General features: G+C 64.6%; 21 protein-coding genes. 9 read left to right on the top strand and 12 right to left on the bottom strand.

The genetic code is table 11. The annotated features are described in order from the left end of the window. Nucleotides 1-32: 32 nt before the first annotated feature. The 4 genes from QWJ37_RS15075 to QWJ37_RS15060 all read right to left on the bottom strand — a co-directional run bounded on the left by QWJ37_RS15075 (nt 33) and on the right by QWJ37_RS15060 (nt 2,426). The gene (locus tag QWJ37_RS15075; RefSeq protein ID WP_290245814.1) at nt 33-683 is read right to left on the bottom strand and encodes a maleylpyruvate isomerase family mycothiol-dependent enzyme; all 651 of its coding nucleotides are present in this window, start codon (nt 681-683) and stop codon (nt 33-35) included. Nucleotides 684-740: 57 nt separating this feature from the next. After that, nucleotides 741-1,508, bottom strand: a complete 768-nt coding sequence (locus tag QWJ37_RS15070; protein ID WP_290245813.1) for an EAL domain-containing protein — start codon at nt 1,506-1,508, stop codon at nt 741-743. A gap of 88 nt (nt 1,509-1,596) precedes the next feature. Further along, a complete protein-coding gene (locus tag QWJ37_RS15065; RefSeq protein ID WP_227904792.1) occupies nt 1,597-1,809 on the bottom strand; it encodes a hypothetical protein in 213 nt (70 codons plus the stop codon). After that, nucleotides 1,806-2,426, bottom strand: coding sequence for a helix-turn-helix domain-containing protein (locus tag QWJ37_RS15060; protein WP_227904790.1), 621 nt, complete (start codon nt 2,424-2,426; stop codon nt 1,806-1,808). Before QWJ37_RS15060 ends, QWJ37_RS15065 begins: the two co-directional genes overlap by 4 nt. A gap of 140 nt (nt 2,427-2,566) precedes the next feature. On the opposite strand from QWJ37_RS15060, the gene QWJ37_RS15055 reads away from it, so the two are divergent. Further along, on the top strand, nt 2,567-3,079 hold the full coding sequence (locus QWJ37_RS15055) for a PaaI family thioesterase (RefSeq protein ID WP_227904788.1): 513 nt from the start codon (nt 2,567-2,569) through the stop codon (nt 3,077-3,079). A gap of 196 nt (nt 3,080-3,275) precedes the next feature. Here the strand turns inward: QWJ37_RS15055 and QWJ37_RS15050 are convergent, their stop codons facing one another. After that, on the bottom strand, nt 3,276-4,616 hold the full coding sequence (locus tag QWJ37_RS15050; RefSeq protein ID WP_290245812.1) for an APC family permease: 1,341 nt from the start codon (nt 4,614-4,616) through the stop codon (nt 3,276-3,278). A 183-nt stretch (nt 4,617-4,799) separates the two neighbouring features. Here QWJ37_RS15050 and QWJ37_RS15045 point away from each other — a divergent pair, with 183 nt between their 5' ends. Beyond that, the gene (locus tag QWJ37_RS15045) at nt 4,800-6,083 is read left to right on the top strand and encodes an MFS transporter (protein ID WP_290245811.1); all 1,284 of its coding nucleotides are present in this window, start codon (nt 4,800-4,802) and stop codon (nt 6,081-6,083) included. A 29-nt stretch (nt 6,084-6,112) separates the two neighbouring features. Here QWJ37_RS15045 and QWJ37_RS15040 read toward each other — a convergent pair whose 3' ends face one another. Both QWJ37_RS15040 and QWJ37_RS15035 read right to left on the bottom strand, forming a co-directional pair. After that, nucleotides 6,113-7,762 (bottom strand): FAD-binding protein, encoded by a 1,650-nt coding sequence (locus QWJ37_RS15040; RefSeq protein WP_290245810.1) that lies wholly within the window; start codon nt 7,760-7,762, stop codon nt 6,113-6,115. 1 nt (nt 7,763) lies between these two features. After that, nucleotides 7,764-8,591, bottom strand: a complete 828-nt coding sequence (locus QWJ37_RS15035; RefSeq protein ID WP_290245809.1) for an SDR family oxidoreductase — start codon at nt 8,589-8,591, stop codon at nt 7,764-7,766. 82 nt (nt 8,592-8,673) lie between these two features. On the opposite strand from QWJ37_RS15035, the gene QWJ37_RS15030 reads away from it, so the two are divergent. Together QWJ37_RS15030 and QWJ37_RS15025 are read left to right on the top strand one after the other, a co-directional pair. Further along, a complete protein-coding gene (locus QWJ37_RS15030; RefSeq protein WP_290245808.1) occupies nt 8,674-9,267 on the top strand; it encodes a TetR family transcriptional regulator in 594 nt (197 codons plus the stop codon). A gap of 80 nt (nt 9,268-9,347) precedes the next feature. Beyond that, complete coding sequence (locus QWJ37_RS15025) at nt 9,348-9,815, top strand: hypothetical protein (protein WP_290245807.1); 468 nt, start codon at nt 9,348-9,350, stop codon at nt 9,813-9,815. Here QWJ37_RS15025 and QWJ37_RS15020 read toward each other — a convergent pair. Then, nucleotides 9,808-10,659, bottom strand: coding sequence for a MerR family transcriptional regulator (locus QWJ37_RS15020; RefSeq protein WP_290245806.1), 852 nt, complete (start codon nt 10,657-10,659; stop codon nt 9,808-9,810). The genes QWJ37_RS15025 and QWJ37_RS15020 overlap by 8 nt on opposite strands. Before the next feature lie 150 nt (nt 10,660-10,809). On the opposite strand from QWJ37_RS15020, the gene QWJ37_RS15015 reads away from it, so the two are divergent. The 3 genes from QWJ37_RS15015 to QWJ37_RS15005 all read left to right on the top strand — a co-directional run bounded on the left by QWJ37_RS15015 (nt 10,810) and on the right by QWJ37_RS15005 (nt 12,509). Beyond that, on the top strand, nt 10,810-11,205 hold the full coding sequence (locus QWJ37_RS15015) for a VOC family protein (RefSeq protein WP_290245805.1): 396 nt from the start codon (nt 10,810-10,812) through the stop codon (nt 11,203-11,205). 58 nt (nt 11,206-11,263) lie between these two features. Continuing rightward, complete coding sequence (locus QWJ37_RS15010; RefSeq protein WP_290245804.1) at nt 11,264-11,731, top strand: DUF2975 domain-containing protein; 468 nt, start codon at nt 11,264-11,266, stop codon at nt 11,729-11,731. A 172-nt stretch (nt 11,732-11,903) separates the two neighbouring features. After that, nucleotides 11,904-12,509 (top strand): DUF1349 domain-containing protein, encoded by a 606-nt coding sequence (locus QWJ37_RS15005; protein ID WP_290245803.1) that lies wholly within the window; start codon nt 11,904-11,906, stop codon nt 12,507-12,509. A gap of 14 nt (nt 12,510-12,523) precedes the next feature. Here QWJ37_RS15005 and QWJ37_RS15000 read toward each other — a convergent pair whose 3' ends face one another. Both QWJ37_RS15000 and QWJ37_RS14995 read right to left on the bottom strand, forming a co-directional pair. Next, a complete protein-coding gene (locus tag QWJ37_RS15000; RefSeq protein ID WP_290245802.1) occupies nt 12,524-13,210 on the bottom strand; it encodes a hypothetical protein in 687 nt (228 codons plus the stop codon). A gap of 1,094 nt (nt 13,211-14,304) precedes the next feature. After that, nucleotides 14,305-14,685 carry a hypothetical protein gene (locus QWJ37_RS14995; protein ID WP_290245801.1) on the bottom strand — a complete coding sequence of 127 codons (381 nt, stop codon included), beginning with the start codon at nt 14,683-14,685 and terminating at the stop codon, nt 14,305-14,307. Between the two features lie 214 nt (nt 14,686-14,899). Between QWJ37_RS14995 and QWJ37_RS14990 the strand changes: the two genes are divergently transcribed. Further along, entirely contained in the window at nt 14,900-15,367 is a 468-nt protein-coding gene (locus QWJ37_RS14990; RefSeq protein WP_290245800.1) for a hypothetical protein, read from the top strand. Between the two features lie 18 nt (nt 15,368-15,385). Here QWJ37_RS14990 and QWJ37_RS14985 read toward each other — a convergent pair whose 3' ends face one another. Together QWJ37_RS14985 and QWJ37_RS14980 are read right to left on the bottom strand one after the other, a co-directional pair. After that, on the bottom strand, nt 15,386-16,111 hold the full coding sequence (locus QWJ37_RS14985; RefSeq protein WP_290245799.1) for a class I SAM-dependent methyltransferase: 726 nt from the start codon (nt 16,109-16,111) through the stop codon (nt 15,386-15,388). Between the two features lie 88 nt (nt 16,112-16,199). Next, complete coding sequence (locus tag QWJ37_RS14980; RefSeq protein WP_290245798.1) at nt 16,200-16,484, bottom strand: hypothetical protein; 285 nt, start codon at nt 16,482-16,484, stop codon at nt 16,200-16,202. Between the two features lie 223 nt (nt 16,485-16,707). Here QWJ37_RS14980 and QWJ37_RS14975 point away from each other — a divergent pair, with 223 nt between their 5' ends. Further along, nucleotides 16,708-17,409, top strand: coding sequence for a histidine phosphatase family protein (locus tag QWJ37_RS14975; protein ID WP_290245797.1), 702 nt, complete (start codon nt 16,708-16,710; stop codon nt 17,407-17,409). Nucleotides 17,410-17,414: the final 5 nt, after the last annotated feature.

The following is a 17,414-nucleotide window of genomic DNA, read 5'->3' as shown; positions in this document are numbered from 1 at the left end:
GGGAACTTACACCGGCTGCGGCTAACTTTTTCCTAGCCCTGTCCCGGGGCCGGCGCGTGCAGGAAATCCCCGGCACCGTCACCGGTGAACGCGTCCGCGCTAACCGGGCGTCCGGACACGGCCATCAGCAGGGACAGGGAACCGGCGAGAACTTCCGGCCCGGACCCGTGGTCCAGCCCGGCGTCGGCGGCACGAAGCCGGAATCCGGCCGCTCGTTCCCTGCCGCCGCCCATCGAGACACCGGTTTTGAGCTGATACCGCAGGGCCGCGGCAACCGGCCCAACCGGATAGGAGCGCACAATACCCAGCGGACGCCGGATGTCCTCCCCGTGCACAATGGCTTCGACCAGGCGGGTAGCCGGCGCCGCGGGCGGGGTTTTGGTAAACCCGCTGACCCGGCGGAATTCAGCCAGTGTGGCCTCCGGCGTCGCGCCGCGTTCCCTGGCAAGACCGTCAGCGTTGGCCCGATCGAAATCGAACCGGGCGGCGATCAGCCCGCGGACAAAGCCGAGCCGGGTGGTCTTCGCGGACTCCACCAGGTGGGCGACGACGTCGTGTACGTCCCAGCCCGGGCACAGCGAAGGCCTGGCCCACTGTTCCGGGGTGAGCCGTTCCAGGTCCTGGATCAGGGCCTGACGCTCGGCGTGCACGGCCGGCCACACCGCCGTTGATCGGGAAGACATGGGCCCATGTAACCACGCTCCTGCAGGGAGTCCACCCCGCCGGGCCCTGATGTGTGCCTAAACGGTCGCGCCGGCCTCCGGCACGGCGTCGAAGCGCACCGGCGGAAGTTCTTCGAAGGCGGGCTTGGCAAACCAGTAACCCTGGAACAGGCGGATTCCGGCATCCCTGAGCACCAGGAACTCCGCTTCGGTCTCAACACCTTCGGCCAGCAGGGTGATGTCCAGGTCGCGGGCGATGCCGATGATGCCGGCCAGGACGGCCTGGCGGGCAGGGCTGGTATCGATTCCGCGGACGAGTTTCATGTCGATTTTGATCAGGTCCGGCTGGAAATCAACCAGCAGGCCAAGCCCTGCATGGCCGGCACCGAAATCGTCCACGGCTGTGGTGAACCCGTGCTTGCGGTATTCGGTGATGATGTTGGTGAGGTGCGCGGTGTCGGAGACCTCTTCGTTTTCGGTGAACTCGAACATGATCGAGGACATCGGAAAGTTGCACCGGCGGGCAGTATTCAGGGTCGCCCGCAGGCAGGCAGCCGGTTCATAAACAGCTTTGGGCATGAAGTTGATGGAGAGCATCAGCTCCTCGCCCGCGGGAAACAGGCGCGAGGCCAGCTCAATGGCCTTGACCCGGCAGTCCTGGTCGAAGCGGTACTTCTGCTCCGGTGAAACCTTGGACAGGACCTCATAGGCCCCTTCCCCGGAGGCACCACGCACCAAAGCCTCGTAGCCCCACACCCGGCCGGCAGCGGCGTCGTAAATCGGCTGGAACGCCATACTGAAGTCGAAGTCGAGTTTTGAAGCCGTGCTGCAGCCGTTGCATGCCATGTGGTGTCCCCCCGAGTGAATAGGATCAGTACATTACTGCAGCTGGAACACGGAGGTGAGCACCCCGCCGCCCACACGCACCGCGGCGTTACAGCAGCGGGTAAAGACCGCTGTGGGCGATGGCCCGTGCGTCCGTTCGGCGCTCAAGGTGCTGCCGGAACAGGGCAACTTCGGGCCCTTCGGGCCGGCCGAGCCGGGAGCCGGCGGCGATGAAGGCCGTGCCGAGGCGGATCAGTGCGCGGGAGGTGAATCCTGCATGAACGGTTGCGGGCGGGTAGTACCCGAGGCTGGCGGAACTCATGGCTGCTCCTGGAAATCGATGAGGGGAAAGGCGTTGAAGTGCAGTTGGACGGGGCGGGCGCCGGGGGTTCCGGGTTCGCTCCGGTAGGCCTCGAGCTTTTCCCGCAGGATCGCTTCCATTTCGCGGGTGAACTTCCGGAGCTGGTCTGCGGTGAGCTGGGCGTTGAGGGTACTGAGCATGGCGGCGTCCGCCCACTCTGCCGGCAGTTCGGACGGGCTGCCTGACGTAAAGGCAGCCAGGGCCTCCGCACGTCCCTGGACAAAGTGCCGGTTCACCTGCCGGGCCGCCTCGCGGACGGCAGGGTCCTGTTCGGACGAAGAGGTATTGACGGCCAGGGTGCCCCGCGGGCGTTCCCACCACCGCTCGCGTCCCGAGCCCCGGTTCTCGATTTCGCGGACCAGGCCGTGCCGTGCCAGTTGCCGGAGGTGGTAGCTGGTGGCTCCGCTGGATTCCCCCACCCGTTTGCCCATGCTGCTGGCGGTCTGAGGCCCGTACTGGGACAGGATGTCCAGCAGCTGCACCCGGAGCGGGTGGGCCAGGGCTTTGAGTACGGGGCCGTCGAGGACACGGTCACCGTCACGGGCGGGCTGCTTTTCGGGCAGTGGTTCTGCGGTCATGGAGCCAGCATGCCAGTGCAAAGGTTTATTTGCAAACGTTTCTTTGCATCTGCTCCGCAAGCAGTCCTGCGCTGCCCTGTGTGTGGCCTGCATTACTGTGGCTATGGATCCCAGCACCCACAAGCCTTCAAGGAGACCCGATGTCCGCTTCCGAAATGCGTTCCAAAACGCTTGAATACTCCCCGGCGGAACGGGACGTCGCGCGCATCTTCTCGCGGACCGGGCTCGAGCACCTGCAGGCGCTGGCCGCCGGCGAGGTTTCCGGCCCGCCGATCAGCAGTCATGTCGGCCTGCGGCTCGTCAGCGTGAGCGAGGGCGACGTCGTCATGACGGCGGAGCCTGACGAATCGCACTACAACCCCATCGGCTCCGTCCATGGCGGCTTTTTCGCCACCGTCCTGGACTCGGCCTGCGGCTGCGCCGTGCACTCGACTTTGCCGGCCGGCGTCGGCTACACCAGCCTCGAGCTCAAGGTGTCCTTCCTGCGGCCGGCCACCGCGGACACGGGCACCGTCACCGCCCACGGGTGGGTGACCAAGACCGGGCGCAACGCAGCCTTTGTCGAAGCGGACCTGCGCGACGCCGCCGGCCGGGTCCTCGCTACCGCCTCAAGCACCTGCCTGGTGGTGGGCCCCGATCCGTCGGGACGTTGAGCTGGACTTATCCCTATTGTTTGCCCGCCCCGGCAAGCCCCCAACGCCCTGCGCTCACGTCACCCTCCCATGGATTCGGCTATCTCGTGCGCCCAGCCTGCCACACAGGCGCCCGGGCCGTCACACCCTTGAATCCCGGGGCGACTACCTGCGACCAGCAGCCTGCGGTTGCGTGCACCGGACCGGCAACTGCGGGTCAGCGGGGGTTCACACGGTCCTCGTGCTTGCGTTGCGCCCGTGCAGCGAGGAACAACAAGGATCCGATCGCCACGTAGACGGCTGCACTGAGCCAGATAGCCGCGGATTGCTGGGTGAGGAGCGCAATGCTGGCAATGATCGCCAGGACCGGCATGAACCGGGGGGCGGAGAAGTGTTCATGGTCCACTTTGTCCTTTTTGAGGACAAGGACGCTGACGTTCGCGGACAGGAACACCAGGAGCAGGAGCAGCACGGTGGTTTCGGCCAGCGAGGCGACATTTCCGGTGAGGGTCAGGACAATCGTCAGCCCGGCCACCACCACAATGGAGACCCACGGGGTGCGGCGGCCCGGCAGCACGCGGCTGAAGGCGCGAGGGAGCAGTTCCGCTTCCGCCAGGCCGTAACCGACGCGGCTGGCCATGACCATAAACAGCAGCGCTCCGTTGGCAATGGCGATCAGCGCGATGATGCTGAAGAGTCCCGGCGGGATGGCGACACCGCTGGCGCCGACGACGGCGAGGAGTGGGCCGGTGGACTCGGCCAGCTCCGTCGGGTCCATCACGATGACGGCGCCGAGGGCGATAAGGAGATACACCAGCCCGGCGGTGCAGATGGCGCCGAACAGTGCGCGGGGGTAGGCCTTGGAGGGATTACGTACTTCCTCGGCCATGTTTGCTGCCGCCTCGAAACCCAGGAAAGAGAAGAACGCGACGATCGATGCGGCGAAGGCGCCTTGCAGGGGCGGCACGTCCGGCGCAAATTCAAGGAGCCGGGAGGGTTCACCGTTGCCGGAGGTGAAAACGATGGCGCAGACCACAATGACGATGACCAGGCCGGATACTTCGATGATGGAAGCTATCAGGTTCGCGGCGAGGGACTCCTTGACGCCGCGAAGGTTGATCAGGGTCAGCAGGATGATGAACGCAACCGCTGCGGGGGCTGCCGGCACATCGATGAGCGCCGTCAGGTAGTCGCCCGCGAAGGCGTTCGCCAGCGCGGCAGCCGTGGTGATTCCGGAGGCCATCATCAGGAAGCCAACCAGAAATGACACATAGGGGATGCCAAAAGCCCGATCAGCATAGCGGGCGGCTCCGCCGGCGTGCGGGTACTTGGTGATCAGTTCCGCGTAGGTTGCGGCGGTGAGGAGCGCGACCACCAGCGCGATCAGCAGGGGTAGCCAGATCGCACCACCGACGTCGGAGGCCATGGTCCCCACGAGGGTGTAGATGCCGGCACCGAGGGTGTCGCCCACGATAAACGCGAACAGCAGCGGCACCCCGATGGCCCGCTTCAACCCGGGTGATGATTTTGATGTGGCAGTGCCGGTCTCTTCCGTCATTGGGCTATTGGATTCCGTTTGCTCCCCCTGCGCAATACTTGGGCGGAATCCGGTGCACAAAAAGTGTTGGCCAGCAGGCGCACCGGCCTGCCATGGTGCCGGCGGGGGCGGATAGGCTGGGGTTCGCCAGCCAGCGGCCGTGCGCGGCAAACCGCCTCGAGCCCCTCACGACGAAGGACGCCAGTGTCAGACCCCCAGCCGCCCGCGCGCGGGCCGTATCCCGCCGTCGCACCGGACCCGCTGGGCCTGGTGCAGCGGCGCACCATGCGCGTGCTTGTTGTGATGCAGATTATCGGCACTGTCGGCGTCGGCGTGGCCCCCTCAATCGGCGTGCTGCTGGCAGGGGAAGTCACCAACAGCGAAGCGTGGGCGGGGTTGGCGCGGACGGCCAGTACGCTCGGGGCCGCCCTCCTCGGCCTGCCGCTGGGTAATCTGGCCGCCCGCCGCGGCCGCCGCATCGCCCTGGCCACCGGGTGGTGGACCGCTGCCGCCGGCGCAGCGCTTCTGGTTGCGGCGGCCCAGTGGAGCCTGGTGGTGCCGCTGTTCATCGGGCTGCTGCTGATCGGCGCCGGGTCCGCTGTCAGCCTCCAGGCCCGGTTCGCTGCTACCGATCTTGCCGAGCCGCACCACAAGGGCCGCTCCCTGGCCCTTGTGGTGTGGGTGGGCACCATCGGTTCCGTGCTCGGCCCGAACCTGGGGGTGCCGGGCGAGATCATCCACCGGGCTACCGGACTGTCCGTGTTCGCCGGGGCGTTCCTGGTGGCCGCCGCCTGCCTGGCCCTGGCCGGCGTCGTTGTGTTTCTCCGGCTGAAGCCGGACCCCCTGCTGACCCTGCAGGCCAGTGCCCCCTCCCCCGCGGCACCGGCCGGGAAGAAACGGGCTCCGGTCCGCCGCATCCTCGCGGAACTGCGCATCAACCGGCCGGCCCGCTTTGCCATGATTGCCATCCTTTCCGCCCAGGTGGTGATGGTGTCGATCATGACGATGACCCCGGTGCATCTTGCGCACCAGGGCGGATCGATCACGGTCATCGGCATCACGATCAGCCTGCACATCGCCGGTATGTACGCGCTGGCACCCCTGGTCGGGTTCATTGTGGACCGCTACGGGCACCGGCCCAGCATCGTGGCGGGCATCCTTGTCTTCGGAGCATCCGCGGCCGTCGGCGCCCTCCGGCCTGCGGACGCCGGCTGGATCATGGTGTCGCTGTTCCTGCTCGGTGTCGGCTGGTCGTTCGTTAACGTCGCCGGCTCCGCCCTGTTCAGCCGGGTCGTCTCGGCGGAGACCCGCGCATCCTCCCAGGGCGGCGTCGACGCGCTCGCGAACCTGTGCGGCGCCGTCGCGGCCTTCGCCGCCGGCCCCCTGCTGGCGGCCAGCAGCTTCCCCGTGCTTTCCGTCCTCGCCACCGCGGTCCTGCTTCCGCTCGCGGTCCTCACGGTCCGACGCCGGCACAGCACCACGGTCTGATCCACCGCTGATCAGGCACGACATCGGCTTTAGCCCCGGGCGCCCTCCGCCGCACCCCCAGCCGCACCCCCGGCACCAGGACCGGCCAGCAGGGATGCCGCGTGAGCCCCCGCCCGGCGTCCACTGAAGATGCAGTCCGCCAGGGACAGGCCGCTGATGTAGCTGTTCGAACAAACGCCGACCGCCGTTCGCCCGGCGGCATACAACCCGGCGATGGCGGAACCGTCGTCGCGCTTGACCCGTCCGGTCCGCCCGTCAACCACCAGTCCGCCCAGGGTCAGGCCCGGTATCGGCGAAAAAGGTGACGCGTCGTCGGAGATATTCACCGCGTAGAACGGGGCCTTGGCTACGGGGTGGCACACCTCGGCCTCCTTGTGCGCAGGGTCGCCGGAGTCCGAGGCGATTCCGGTGTTGTACGCGGAGACCGTTTCCATCATTGCCGCCGGGTCAACACCGGTCTTCGCGGCAAGCTCCTCCAATGTACGGGCACGTGTGTGCCCGAGCGTGAACGTAAACGCTGCGGTGAGTTTGTGGAAAATCTGGGTCTGGGTCCAGAACTGCCTGCGGGCCTTCTTCCAGTTGTCGGCGTCATAGACGGCCCAGCCCTTGCCGCCGAACCGGCGCATCAGCACGTTTCCGTGCGTGGCCCCGTAGAGGTCTTCGTTGGCGATGCGGCGGCCGTTGAGCCCGACAGCCACGCCTTCAATGAACGCACTGGGCGGGGACAGGAACCGCCATGCGGTGACGTTGCCCATCTTCGCCGTTGCGCCCCCTGCGTCCAGGCCCAGCTGGATGCCGCTGCCGTCGTCGGCGGGAGTGCCGAGCGGGGAGATTTTCGTGAACTCCGGCGCGTGTTTGGCCACCCAGTCCCTGTTGTAGATGAAACCGCCGGCAGACAGGATGACCGTGGATGCGAGCGCTTCGCGTTCAACCGATCCCTCCTGCCAGATGCGTGCCATCCGGGCGGTGGTTCCCTTGACCAGGTCAGGGGCCCAGTTGCCGATTTTGGCCGAGGCCTTTGTCATCCGCCGATGGCGTGCGGCGGAGGGGTGGGACTGCTCGAGTACCCGGTACCTCACGCCGCTGACTGCGCCGTCGTTCATGATGAGGTCGGCGACCCGGGCAATCGGGATGAAATGCACGCCTTTCCGCTTGGCGGACTCGGCCAGATGCGTCCACAGAACCTTCCCCGAGGCGAGGCCCTTGGCAAGGGCACGGTGTCCGCGGGGAGCAGGGGTGGCGGTTTCCCGGTAGGGATACGCCTTTTCGTTTCCGGAGAAATACAGGTAGTGCTTATCCGTCGGATAGGACGTCTTATACGGTGCGACGGCGCTGCCAAAGGACACGCCCTGGCGCTCCAGCCAGGGGATCATCCCGGGGCTTTCCCGGCAGAAGCGGCGCAGTGTTTCCTCGTCGACGGCGTCCCCCACTTCCTGGCGGAGATAAGCGAACAGGTTGTCCGGGCTGTCGGTGTAACCGGCCTGCGTTTGGTACCGGGTGCCGCCGCCGGCATACACCACTCCGCCGGAGAGGGCGCTGGCACCGCCGCCGTAGGAACTGTCCAGTACCAGGACGCGGGCTCCCCCGTCCGCTGCCTCTATCGCTGCCGCGGCTCCGGCGACGCCGAAACCAACAATGATGACGTCGTAATCCCCCGCTGCGCCGTTTGTCCGGGTCATGTCAGATCGTCTCCCCGGCGTCGGCGAGCAGGACGCTGCCGGTCATGATGGTGGAGAGGTCACTGGCGGCAAAGAGCACAACGCGGGCAATGTCATCCGGGGTACCGGTGCGTCCGATCAGGCTCTGGTTCATCACGTCCATCTCCGGCAGCTCGATTCCCGCGGCGGCTGCCTGTTCCATCATGGCGGTGGCCATTGCCATGTTGCCTTCGGTGGGAACATAGCTCGGGGCTACCCCGAGAACACGGATGCCCAGCGGCGCGAATTCGAGGGCCATTGCCTTCGTCATGCCGCGGACAGCGTGCTTTGAGCTCACGTAGGCGGACAAGCCCGGGGCGGGGGCCTGGAAACCTGCGGTGGAGACGATGTTGACGATGACTCCTCCGTTGCCGCCCATCTGCTTCACTGCTTCACGGGCACCCAGGAAAGTGCCGCGGGTGTTCACTGCGTAGACCTGGTCCCAGGCCTCCACCGACATGGCCGGTACCGGCACGCTGGGGAAGAGTCCGGCATTGTTGACCCACACGCCGATGGCTCCGATAGCAGCGGCTGCTTCGTCAGCGCCCTGCGTTACGGACTGCTCTTCGGTGACGTCCATTCGTACACCCACGGCGGTGACACCGTACCGCTCCCCGATTGCACGGGCGGCTTCGGCGGCAAGGTCAACGTTCAGATCGGCCAGGGCAACGTTGGCGCCCGCTTCGGCAAGCCGCTCTGCGATGGCCCGGCCTAGCCCCTGCGCTCCACCGGTGATGAGTGCCGCGCGCCCATTGAGCGCTATCAGCTCGGCAATGGGGTTTTTGGATACATCGGGAAAAGGAAAAGACACAGTGACCTCCTTGGCACGTGCACGGATAGTTATGACACGGTATGCCATAAGTCCGTCCCTGCCTAGTGGTTAGGCTTAGCCAATGGAGCACACCAGACCGCGGATCGGCCGGCCGCCCATCGCCGACCCGGAAGCACTGCGGTCAAGACTGCTCGGATTCATCGAGCGCGCAGGCTACGGCAACACGTCAATGGCATCGCTCGCCGCGGAAGCCGGAATGAGCGCCCGGACGCTGCACCGCTACTTCCCCGCCAAAGCCGACATTGTCTGGGGCGGCATTGAATCGTCGATTGAGACGCTCACCTTGGAACTCGATAACGCCGACGACGGCCTTCCGGTCATCGAGGCCGTAGCCGCCGCAGTGGCAGGGGTTTTCGACCAGAACGCCGAGGACCTCGCAGTCATGCGTATTCGGCTTCGGCTGATAGCACTCACCCCTGAACTCCGGGCCAACCGCTCTGCCACGTTCGAGGGCTGGCGCCACGCCATCATCGGATTTGTGGCAGCACGCCGCGGCGAAGATCCGCGGAGCCTGGTCGCCGTCTCCGCCGGGACGGCGGTGCACACCGTGCTTCTGGAAGCACTCAGCTGGTGGGCGTTGCACAGCGAGGCGACCGACCCGGCGGCCACCATTGCAGCGGCACTTCACGGCCTGGGGACGCTGATCGCGTCCTAGCCGTACGGATGCGGGTGTCGATCGGCGCTCGAAAACCGTCGTAATGTTTTGCCCTATGGCTTCGGAAAGGATCAGGCGTTGTGAATAAGGCCGAGGTGACTCTGGGAAGTTATCCCCGTGATGATGTCCCATGGGCGAAGGACGGCAAGATTCGGGAAGGCCGCGCGACGGTACTGGTCCGCCAGCCGGACAAAACGCTGAAGCCCGCCGGCGAAGTCTCCATGGGGGACCGGAGCGTTATGCATCCCGACGTGGAAGTCGGTGGCGAGTTCGTCATTGAGCTGCGCGCCCGCTTCGAGTCGGAGGTATATGAGCGCCGGGTGACCTTCATTGCCAGTGGTGACGAGGCCAACGATGTTTTTGTGTCGGCTGTCGGCCCAGGCGCACTAGCCGAACCGAAGGCCGGCCGGTTTAAGCGGATACGGTATTCAGGCTTCGAGTTTGGTGTGCTGGTTATGGCCGCCACCACCGAGCAGGGCACCCGTCTCAGCGGCACGTCAGGCCCGCTTATCAAGCATGGACCCGGCGACGGCGTAGCCGCTATTTAGCCGCCGCAGCCGGGGACGCGTTCGGCTCGTTGGCGGCGAGCTCTGCGGTTAGTTCCAGGCACCGCAGGCGGGCCGGGGAGTAGTCGTAGGGCATCATTTTGACGGCGTCGATGAGGCTTACGCACGCTTCCCCCGCGCCGGCGTCCTCCCCACTTGCCGTGCCGGCGGGGTTCAGGGCATCCCAGGAGTCGAAAAGCTTATCGTCGCTCTGCGCCTGGCCGGATTTGGTGCTGGCGGCGTCCAGTTTCCCTTCGAAGGCGTGCCGGTCAGCGGCGGCCTGTGCCACGCGGGGGTCCTCGACGGCGACCGTGTCATCGAGCGCTTCCTCGGCGGCCTCCACGCGGTCCGATTCCTCCCGCAGACCCGGGTGCGCGGCCATGACGGTGTAACGGCCGGTATTAACGGCCGCTCCGAGCGGCCCGAAAATCCGTTCCATGACCAGCAGGCTGTCCAACTCCGCCTGCCGCAGCCAGCCCGCCGGCAGCTCCTTGAGGCGTCCCGTGACGACGTCGGAGAGCAGGTCCATCCGGCCCTCCACGGTGCGCATGCGCTTTACGACGACGGCGGCGTCACCGCCGTCGTCATCACCGGCAGGAGCCGGGTCGGCAAAGACTTCACGGATGTCATCCACGGCCATCCCGGCGTCGACCATTTTGCGGATCCACAGCAGCCGGATCATGTCCTCATAGCCGTACCTGCCGCCGCCGTCGCTGCCCCGTGCGGGCTCGGCCAGCAGGCCAATCCGTTGATACTCACGGATCGTTTCCGGTGCGGTGCCGGTGAACTGTGCCGCGTCAGCAATCCCGACCTGGCGCGGCGGAAGCGGGACAAGCGGTGAGGGCATGTACGGGGCCTTCCATAACGGGGCGGGACGTCACGCCCGGACTCCACACCCGGACTTCATGACGGTGCTGACAACCTTTCGCAAGACACTACCGGGCGGAGGGCACCCGAATCCCGCTGAACTGCTCTATGTCACTTGTAGCCTTCATATATGACTTCCCTCGCTGCCGCCCACATCAGAATTGCACGGCCCACCAAGGATATGGATGCCGCCATACGTTTCTGGGTGCAAGGCTTCGGTATGACATTGGAGGGGCGGAAGCCCAGTGAAACCGGCACGCTGGAGGAGCTGGCGTTTATCGGCTGGCCGGGCGGAAATTGGCATCTCGAGCTGGTTCTGGACCGGGAAATTACTCCCGCGCCTAGCGAGGAGGACCTTCTGGTTCTCTATCTTGAGGGTCCGGTTGAGGACCAGCTTCTGGAGAGCATTGAGAATGCAGGCGGACGGCGGGTGGGCGCACGCAATCCGTATTGGGACGAGCATGGGGTCACCATCGCTGATCCTGACGGCTATCTGGTGGTCCTGTCCACGCGTTCCTGGAGCTGAGGCACCCGCTCCTCCCAAAGCAGGTGAAACAACCGTGAGATAGGAAGATGATGTTGCTATGACGAAGCAGGAAGCCCTGCCTTTGCGCATTGCGTTCGCAGTCCTAGCTCTCGGAGCACTACTGCTTCAGCTCATTCTCATTCCGCAGGCGGGTGACAGCTACGCCGGCAGATTTCCCGAAGCCGAGTATCTCGCTTTCCCCTACGCCGCAGGAATTACGGTCGGGCTCATCGGTTTTGAAGTGGCGTTGGTGGCAGCGTGGCAGCTCGTCTCCGCTGTCCTGACGGAAAGGTCGCTGGACAGCCCGACAGTCGCATGGACCAACGTTATGGCGGCTTCGCTTGCGTTCATGGCAGCGGTCTTTGCCGGCGTGTGTGCACATGCCCTGTTCTGGACGAAGTTTGGAGGCCCGGCAATCCTTTTCGGGTTTTTTGTTTCCCTCGCCCTGATTGCCGGTATCTTCGCTGTTCGACACGGAATAAGGGATTGGTTGGAGAATGCCACGGACGACGGCGCTCACCAGTAGCCAATACACATGAACCTCTGGGCTTCACCAACTATCTTCATGGGAGCGTGAAACGAGTGGGGCCGGCTTAGCCACCGACGACCGCTACTGAATCGCCCCAAGTGCAGGCCCATGCACCACTGCTTGGACAATGTAAAAGGATTTCAAGACTCGCACGGGGAGATTGAGCGCGATGACAAAGGCCGAAGAAAACCGGATTGCCTGGGGCCGGGGGACGTGGCGTAACCCGCCGATACAAGTCGTCGCTGACGGGAATTGTCTGCAGGTGACCGCGGCCGGGCACAGTGATGCGTGGAGGCACACCTCGTATGGGTTCGTCCATGACAGCGCACATGCTCTCCTTGCGCCGCTAGCTGCCGAGGGCGCAATGGAGGTCTCGTTCCTGCTGGACTACTCGGAGCAGTTCGATCAGGCGGGAATCTTCCTGCACGTCTCGGAGTCGGTGTGGATCAAGGCCGGCGTCGAGGTTTCCGACGGGATTCCGCAGGTTGGTGCCGTCGTCACGCATGAGGTCTCGGACTGGTCGGTGGCACCTGTTCCGGAGTGGATCGGTCAGGTCATCACAGTGAGGTTGAGCAGATCCGGTGACGCTGTCACCATCAGGGCACGCGCCGGCGATGAACCTTTCCGCCTCATCCGCGTCGCTCCCCTGAGCGAGAACGCGAGCGCAGCGGCCGGCCCGTTTTGTGCCTCGCCCACGCGGGATGGTCTGACGGTCACGTTCACCCGATGGGTCGAAACGGATGCGGATCCGTCGCTGCACCCTGGGAGCGACTAGCGTCGCGTGCTCCGTCAGCCCCGGGTCGCAAACCGGACCTGGATCCATTTGAGTTCAGTGCGTGGAAGTACGGCGGTCACGACGCCGCCGCCGGTAAGGCGGGCTCCGACGCCGTAGACGAACGGGTCGGTATCGACCTCTGCACCGGGTACGTCGACTCCGTTGACGACGGTTCTGGCGTTGCCGTTGACCATCCGGCCGGTTAGTCCGGGAGCGTGCTGGTCCCAGGGGCTGGCCCCTGGCCAGAGCTCTTGCCGGTACTGGTTCATGAGGATGTAGTTGACATGGTCAGCCAGGAGGCTTTGAACCGAAGAACGCTCCGACGGCTCGCGGTGCCAAGTGGTTCGCACGGCCTCCCACAGCTGCGGATAGCGCATTCGCTCCACCTGCTCGATCAGCCACGGAGGCCGGGGCCAGGGCGGAACTTCCTCGATCGATCTGCGGGTCTCCTCGTCGAGGTCCGCGAGGTTAACCGGGTCTGAGCGATCATCCGGGTTTCGCCAGAGAGTGTATGTGATGCTCGCTGTCATTTCGCTGTACCCATGTTCACCCGAGGCGGAGTTCAGGCTGACTAAGTCCGTGTCCTCCAGCGACGGCTGGGGTACAAGCCCCAGCACCGGAATAGGCATGCGCTTCAGGTTTTCGGCCCATTCAACACGGGGATCGGGGGCGTCTTCGGGGAGAATACCGACCACTCTCATGCCTTGACTATGAATCAAGCGAGGATGCCTGTAAATGGGAATGAGTTAAGCCCGCAAATGTTCCGGTAAAGGACCGGGCCGCGAGACTCGATCGCCGGGAACAACGCGGTGCAAAGCCGTGCCTGTTTCTTATGCGGCCTAGTGGCAAAGCGCGCATCTGCGACAGAGCCCTGTTAGTTTCGGGTCATGGGGAGCATGGAAGACGGCATTCTTCACTCGATCGTGGATATCGCTATTAAGGACCTGTCGCCGGCTGCACAAGCGGCTCAGCGACAGGTTGTAGAGATCGGGTCAGCTCATATTGTTGTTCTGCTGCATGGGGCGGCCGCGGTTCGGATCGGACGCGATCCGCGCATGAACGTTGAGATGCGAAAGCGCCAGGAACTAGTAGACAGCATTCCGGTATCGATCGGGTTCCACGTACCCAGATCGTTGGGCCCGGTCGTAACGCTGGATGAGTTTTCAGCCGTTGCGGTTGAGCTGGTGCCCGGCGCACCTTGTCCTGCAGGTGAAGGTGAGCCATCGGAGCTCCAGGACTTGCTCGCCCAGGTGTCATCCATTCCCACGGAGCCAATCGCAGGGTTGCTCGCTGAGCCTCTGGCATTTTGTGGGGGGCCGGAGTGGTATCGGATCCAGCGCGACGAAGTACTTCCACGCCTGAAGCAGGAGGTGCAGAGGCAAGCCATGGATGCGATCTGGGCGCTGGTGAACCTTGAGCCGGTCAAGGAAGTGTTTGCCCATGGCGATCTCGGGGGCCACAACGTCTTCTGGGAGGCGGGCGCGTATCGGGTGTTCTCGACTGGGACCTGTCTTCCCGAAGCGACCTGTCCACCGACCTCGCCTGCGTGGGTGTTTGGAACGGATGGAAAAAACTTTCACTCATTGCGGATGCTGCGGAGGTGCGCCGGGCCTCCGTCCGGCGGAATACCTTTCGGCTCCAGCAGCTTGCCTTCGCCATTCTCCATGAACGGCCTCCAGCAGAGATCGACAGGGCGGTCTCAAGAGCAAATGCCTGGTTCGAGAAACAGTCCTTTTGAGCGAACGACTGTGGCCCGCCGTCGGCTTCCTGGGATTCGGCGCCGCTCAGGAAGTAGTCAAAGGCGGCATCGACTATGTACGTGCGACCCGTCTGACTTTCCCGTCGCGGCCCTTGCCGTTGGCTCAGCACAATCATGGCTGCCTGTTGAGATCTTGTCGAGGAGCGCAATCGCGGCTACAGCTACGGCACCAAGAACGCCGTTGGTCCACGCCAGCACAAACCAACCCAGCCCCGGGTCGGCCTCATTCGGCGTGCCGGGATGAGGCGTCAGCACGAGAATGCCGGTCACAAGCGCGGGGATTCCCAAGGCCAGACCCAACCCCCAGGCAAGATACCTTTCCCGGTCCAACAACCCCTGCCAGGACCTAAAGACACCGATGACCATGGCCAAGGCGGGGAAAACAAAAAATGGGGCAACTTGAGTAAATGTGCTCATGACTCCCCTACATCTTTTCGGTCACTCTGGCAGCAGTTACTGTCACGAACATAGATTAGATCCGATCCCAATGAAGGTGCCACGATTCCGTTCCTTGAAGCGATACCGCAGCGCGACATGCCTAAGGATCCTGCCGAGCAGAACACAGCATCCCTCGACGCGCGGGCAATCAACCGTTAGATTGTCACAACCGTCTAAATCTCCCGGGGGAACCATGAGAATATCTGCCATCAGCCCTGTCCTCGCGCTGTTACTCCTTACCGGCTGTGGCGCAGCCACCGTGGGAGCTGAGGCTAAGCCGCCCCTTCCTTCGGCATCTGCCGAGCCCTCCGTTGAAACAGGGGCTGCGGATACCGAAGAGCAGTCATGCCTCAAACTCCTAGGAACAGACGGTCAAGGACCGCTGACCCGGGTGGTTTCGGTAGTGAAAATCGGCGACGGTACAACCGGCGTCGAAATGGGCGCGGAGGAGGCACGCCCGCTCCACGACGAAGTCCTGGCTATCGCCAAGGAGGCCCCTGTGGAAATCGCTCCCCTGGTGAAAGAGCTGTCCTCCCCCACAGAAAACGTCCTGCGGAAGGCAGAAAATCCAGATGCCTCGTGGAACCTGAACGCCGATACCTGGACAACAGCCGTCACAGAACTTCAGACCCGGTGCGAACCATACGAGCCCGTCAGCTAGTAGCCCCCTTTGCCGGCGTCATGATGTGGCAGTGAGAACGAAGATCCATTCTCGCGACGCCGGGCCAACACCCTCTCGGTCCCAGCCTCCCCAAACCAGAGCGACATGAAGTCCTGCGTCCTTTATCCCATCGATCACATCATCCCAGGACGGGAAACGTAGCGTTTCACTTGTGGCCCAGTTCCTGTCGCCTACGTTCCAGCGATCCACATGGGTAATGAGGTCCCCGTCCTGCAAGACTTCCCCACGCACAGTTCCCCACCCGACGTCACGAGGAGCCTCGTCAGCCCACTCACGCCATTCCTCAACGGCGGCGTTGCGAATCTCGAAGGCAACGTGACCGCCAGGGCGTAGCGCCCGGCGCGCTTGGAGCAGTACATCTACCCAAGCGGATTGATCGAGGAAGTACTGTGCCACATGGCCGGTCATCAGAATCAGATTCGCGCACGCGTCCTCTAGATCAACTGCCGTTCCCTGAATCCAAGTGACATCGGAGGCATACGGCTGTGATTTAGCGAGAGCGAGCATTGTCTCTTGTGGCTCAACCCCTATTGCCTGGTGACCCTGCTCCACCAGGCGGCTGCATAGAAGACCGGTTCCTGCACCGATGTCCGCGACAACCTGCGCCTGTAGTTCTTGAGCCAGCGCGAGGTAGAAGGGGATATCAGGGCGGCACGCATAGTCGGCGTCGTAATGAGCTGCGAGCTGGTGTGTGGCGTAGTAGTTGCCATAAGACTCGTGCATGTTCAAACTCCAGACAGAACGCGGTCACTACGTTGGTGGCGGACGGGGAACGGCGTCGCGGTTAGAAACCGGGTGCCCACAGCTACCCTCACGAACCGAAACAGGCAAGCCGGCTGCCTGGACCCTGATCCAATGCAGAGGTTTCTTCGGCGGCGGGCACAACGTAGTGTGCGGACAACAGGGCCAGCGCTGCAGGCGGTTGGGATGAAATCGTGATCAAGCGGGGGAAACGTCGTTTCAACTGGCTACTTGCTGCCATCGCAACGTCGATTGCAGGCATTGTGGCGATGTTCTGGCGGTCGGGAACCTGTACTGATTTGGTTGCCGTGGCGGGGAAATGCAGTATTGGGCCGTCGCCGTCCACAATCATCATGGCGGCACTCCTTTGGGCTCTGGCGGTGTGGCTTCTCTACGTATGGTGGCGCGACGATCGGCGAGCATGAAGTCGGGCCGTGGAAAGTGGGGAGTGCCGAGACGAGCCGGTGACGCGTCCGGACAGGCATCGTCCAACGAACACACCCCACAGACAGCTAAAGCACGACGCCGGCCGCAGCCACCGTCCGCCCCTTCCCCGCCCGTAGAACTAGGCTGGGGGCATGGCAACAGTAATCCTCGTGCGGCACGGCCGCACCACCGCCAACGCCTCCGGGCTGCTGGCCGGCCGGACCCCCGGCGTCGAACTCGACTCTGTGGGCCGCGGCCAGGCCGCCGCCACCGGTGACCGGCTCGCCGTCGTCCCCCTGGCCGGTGTGGTGTCCAGTCCGCTGGAACGCTGCCGGCAGACCGCGCAGTTCATCTTGGACCGGCAGGCCGGCACCCCCCACACCCCGGTCGAGGACGGCCTCACCGAGTGCGATTACGGCTCCTGGCAGGGCCGCACGCTGGAGGAGCTCGCGAAGGAGGAGCTCTGGAAGACGGTGCAGTCCCAGCCCTCCGCCGTCACCTTCCCCGGCGGCGAGTCCATGGCCGCGATGCAGGCCCGCTCGGTGGCCGCCATCCGGCGGCACGACGCCGCGTTCGAGGCCGAGCACGGGCCCGGCGCCGTCTGGGTGGCGGTGAGCCACGGGGACATCATCAAGTCGGTCCTCGCCGACGCACTCGGTATGCACCTGGACATGTTCCAGCGCATCAACGTGGGTCCGGCCTCCGTGTCGATCGTCCACTACGGCGCGGGGCGGCCCACCGTCCTGGCCACCAACACCGACGCCGGGGACCTGTCCTGGCTCGCCGCCCGCCCGACGTCGGAGGATGCGCCGGTGGGTGGTGGCGCAGGGCACGCGGCACCTCCGGCCCAATGAGCCTA

Origin of the sequence: Arthrobacter sp. YD2 (assembly GCF_030410475.1) — a bacterium.
Classification (GTDB): Bacteria; Actinomycetota; Actinomycetes; order Actinomycetales; family Micrococcaceae; genus Arthrobacter_B; species Arthrobacter_B zhangbolii.
This window is presented reverse-complemented; position numbering and strand designations above follow the sequence as displayed.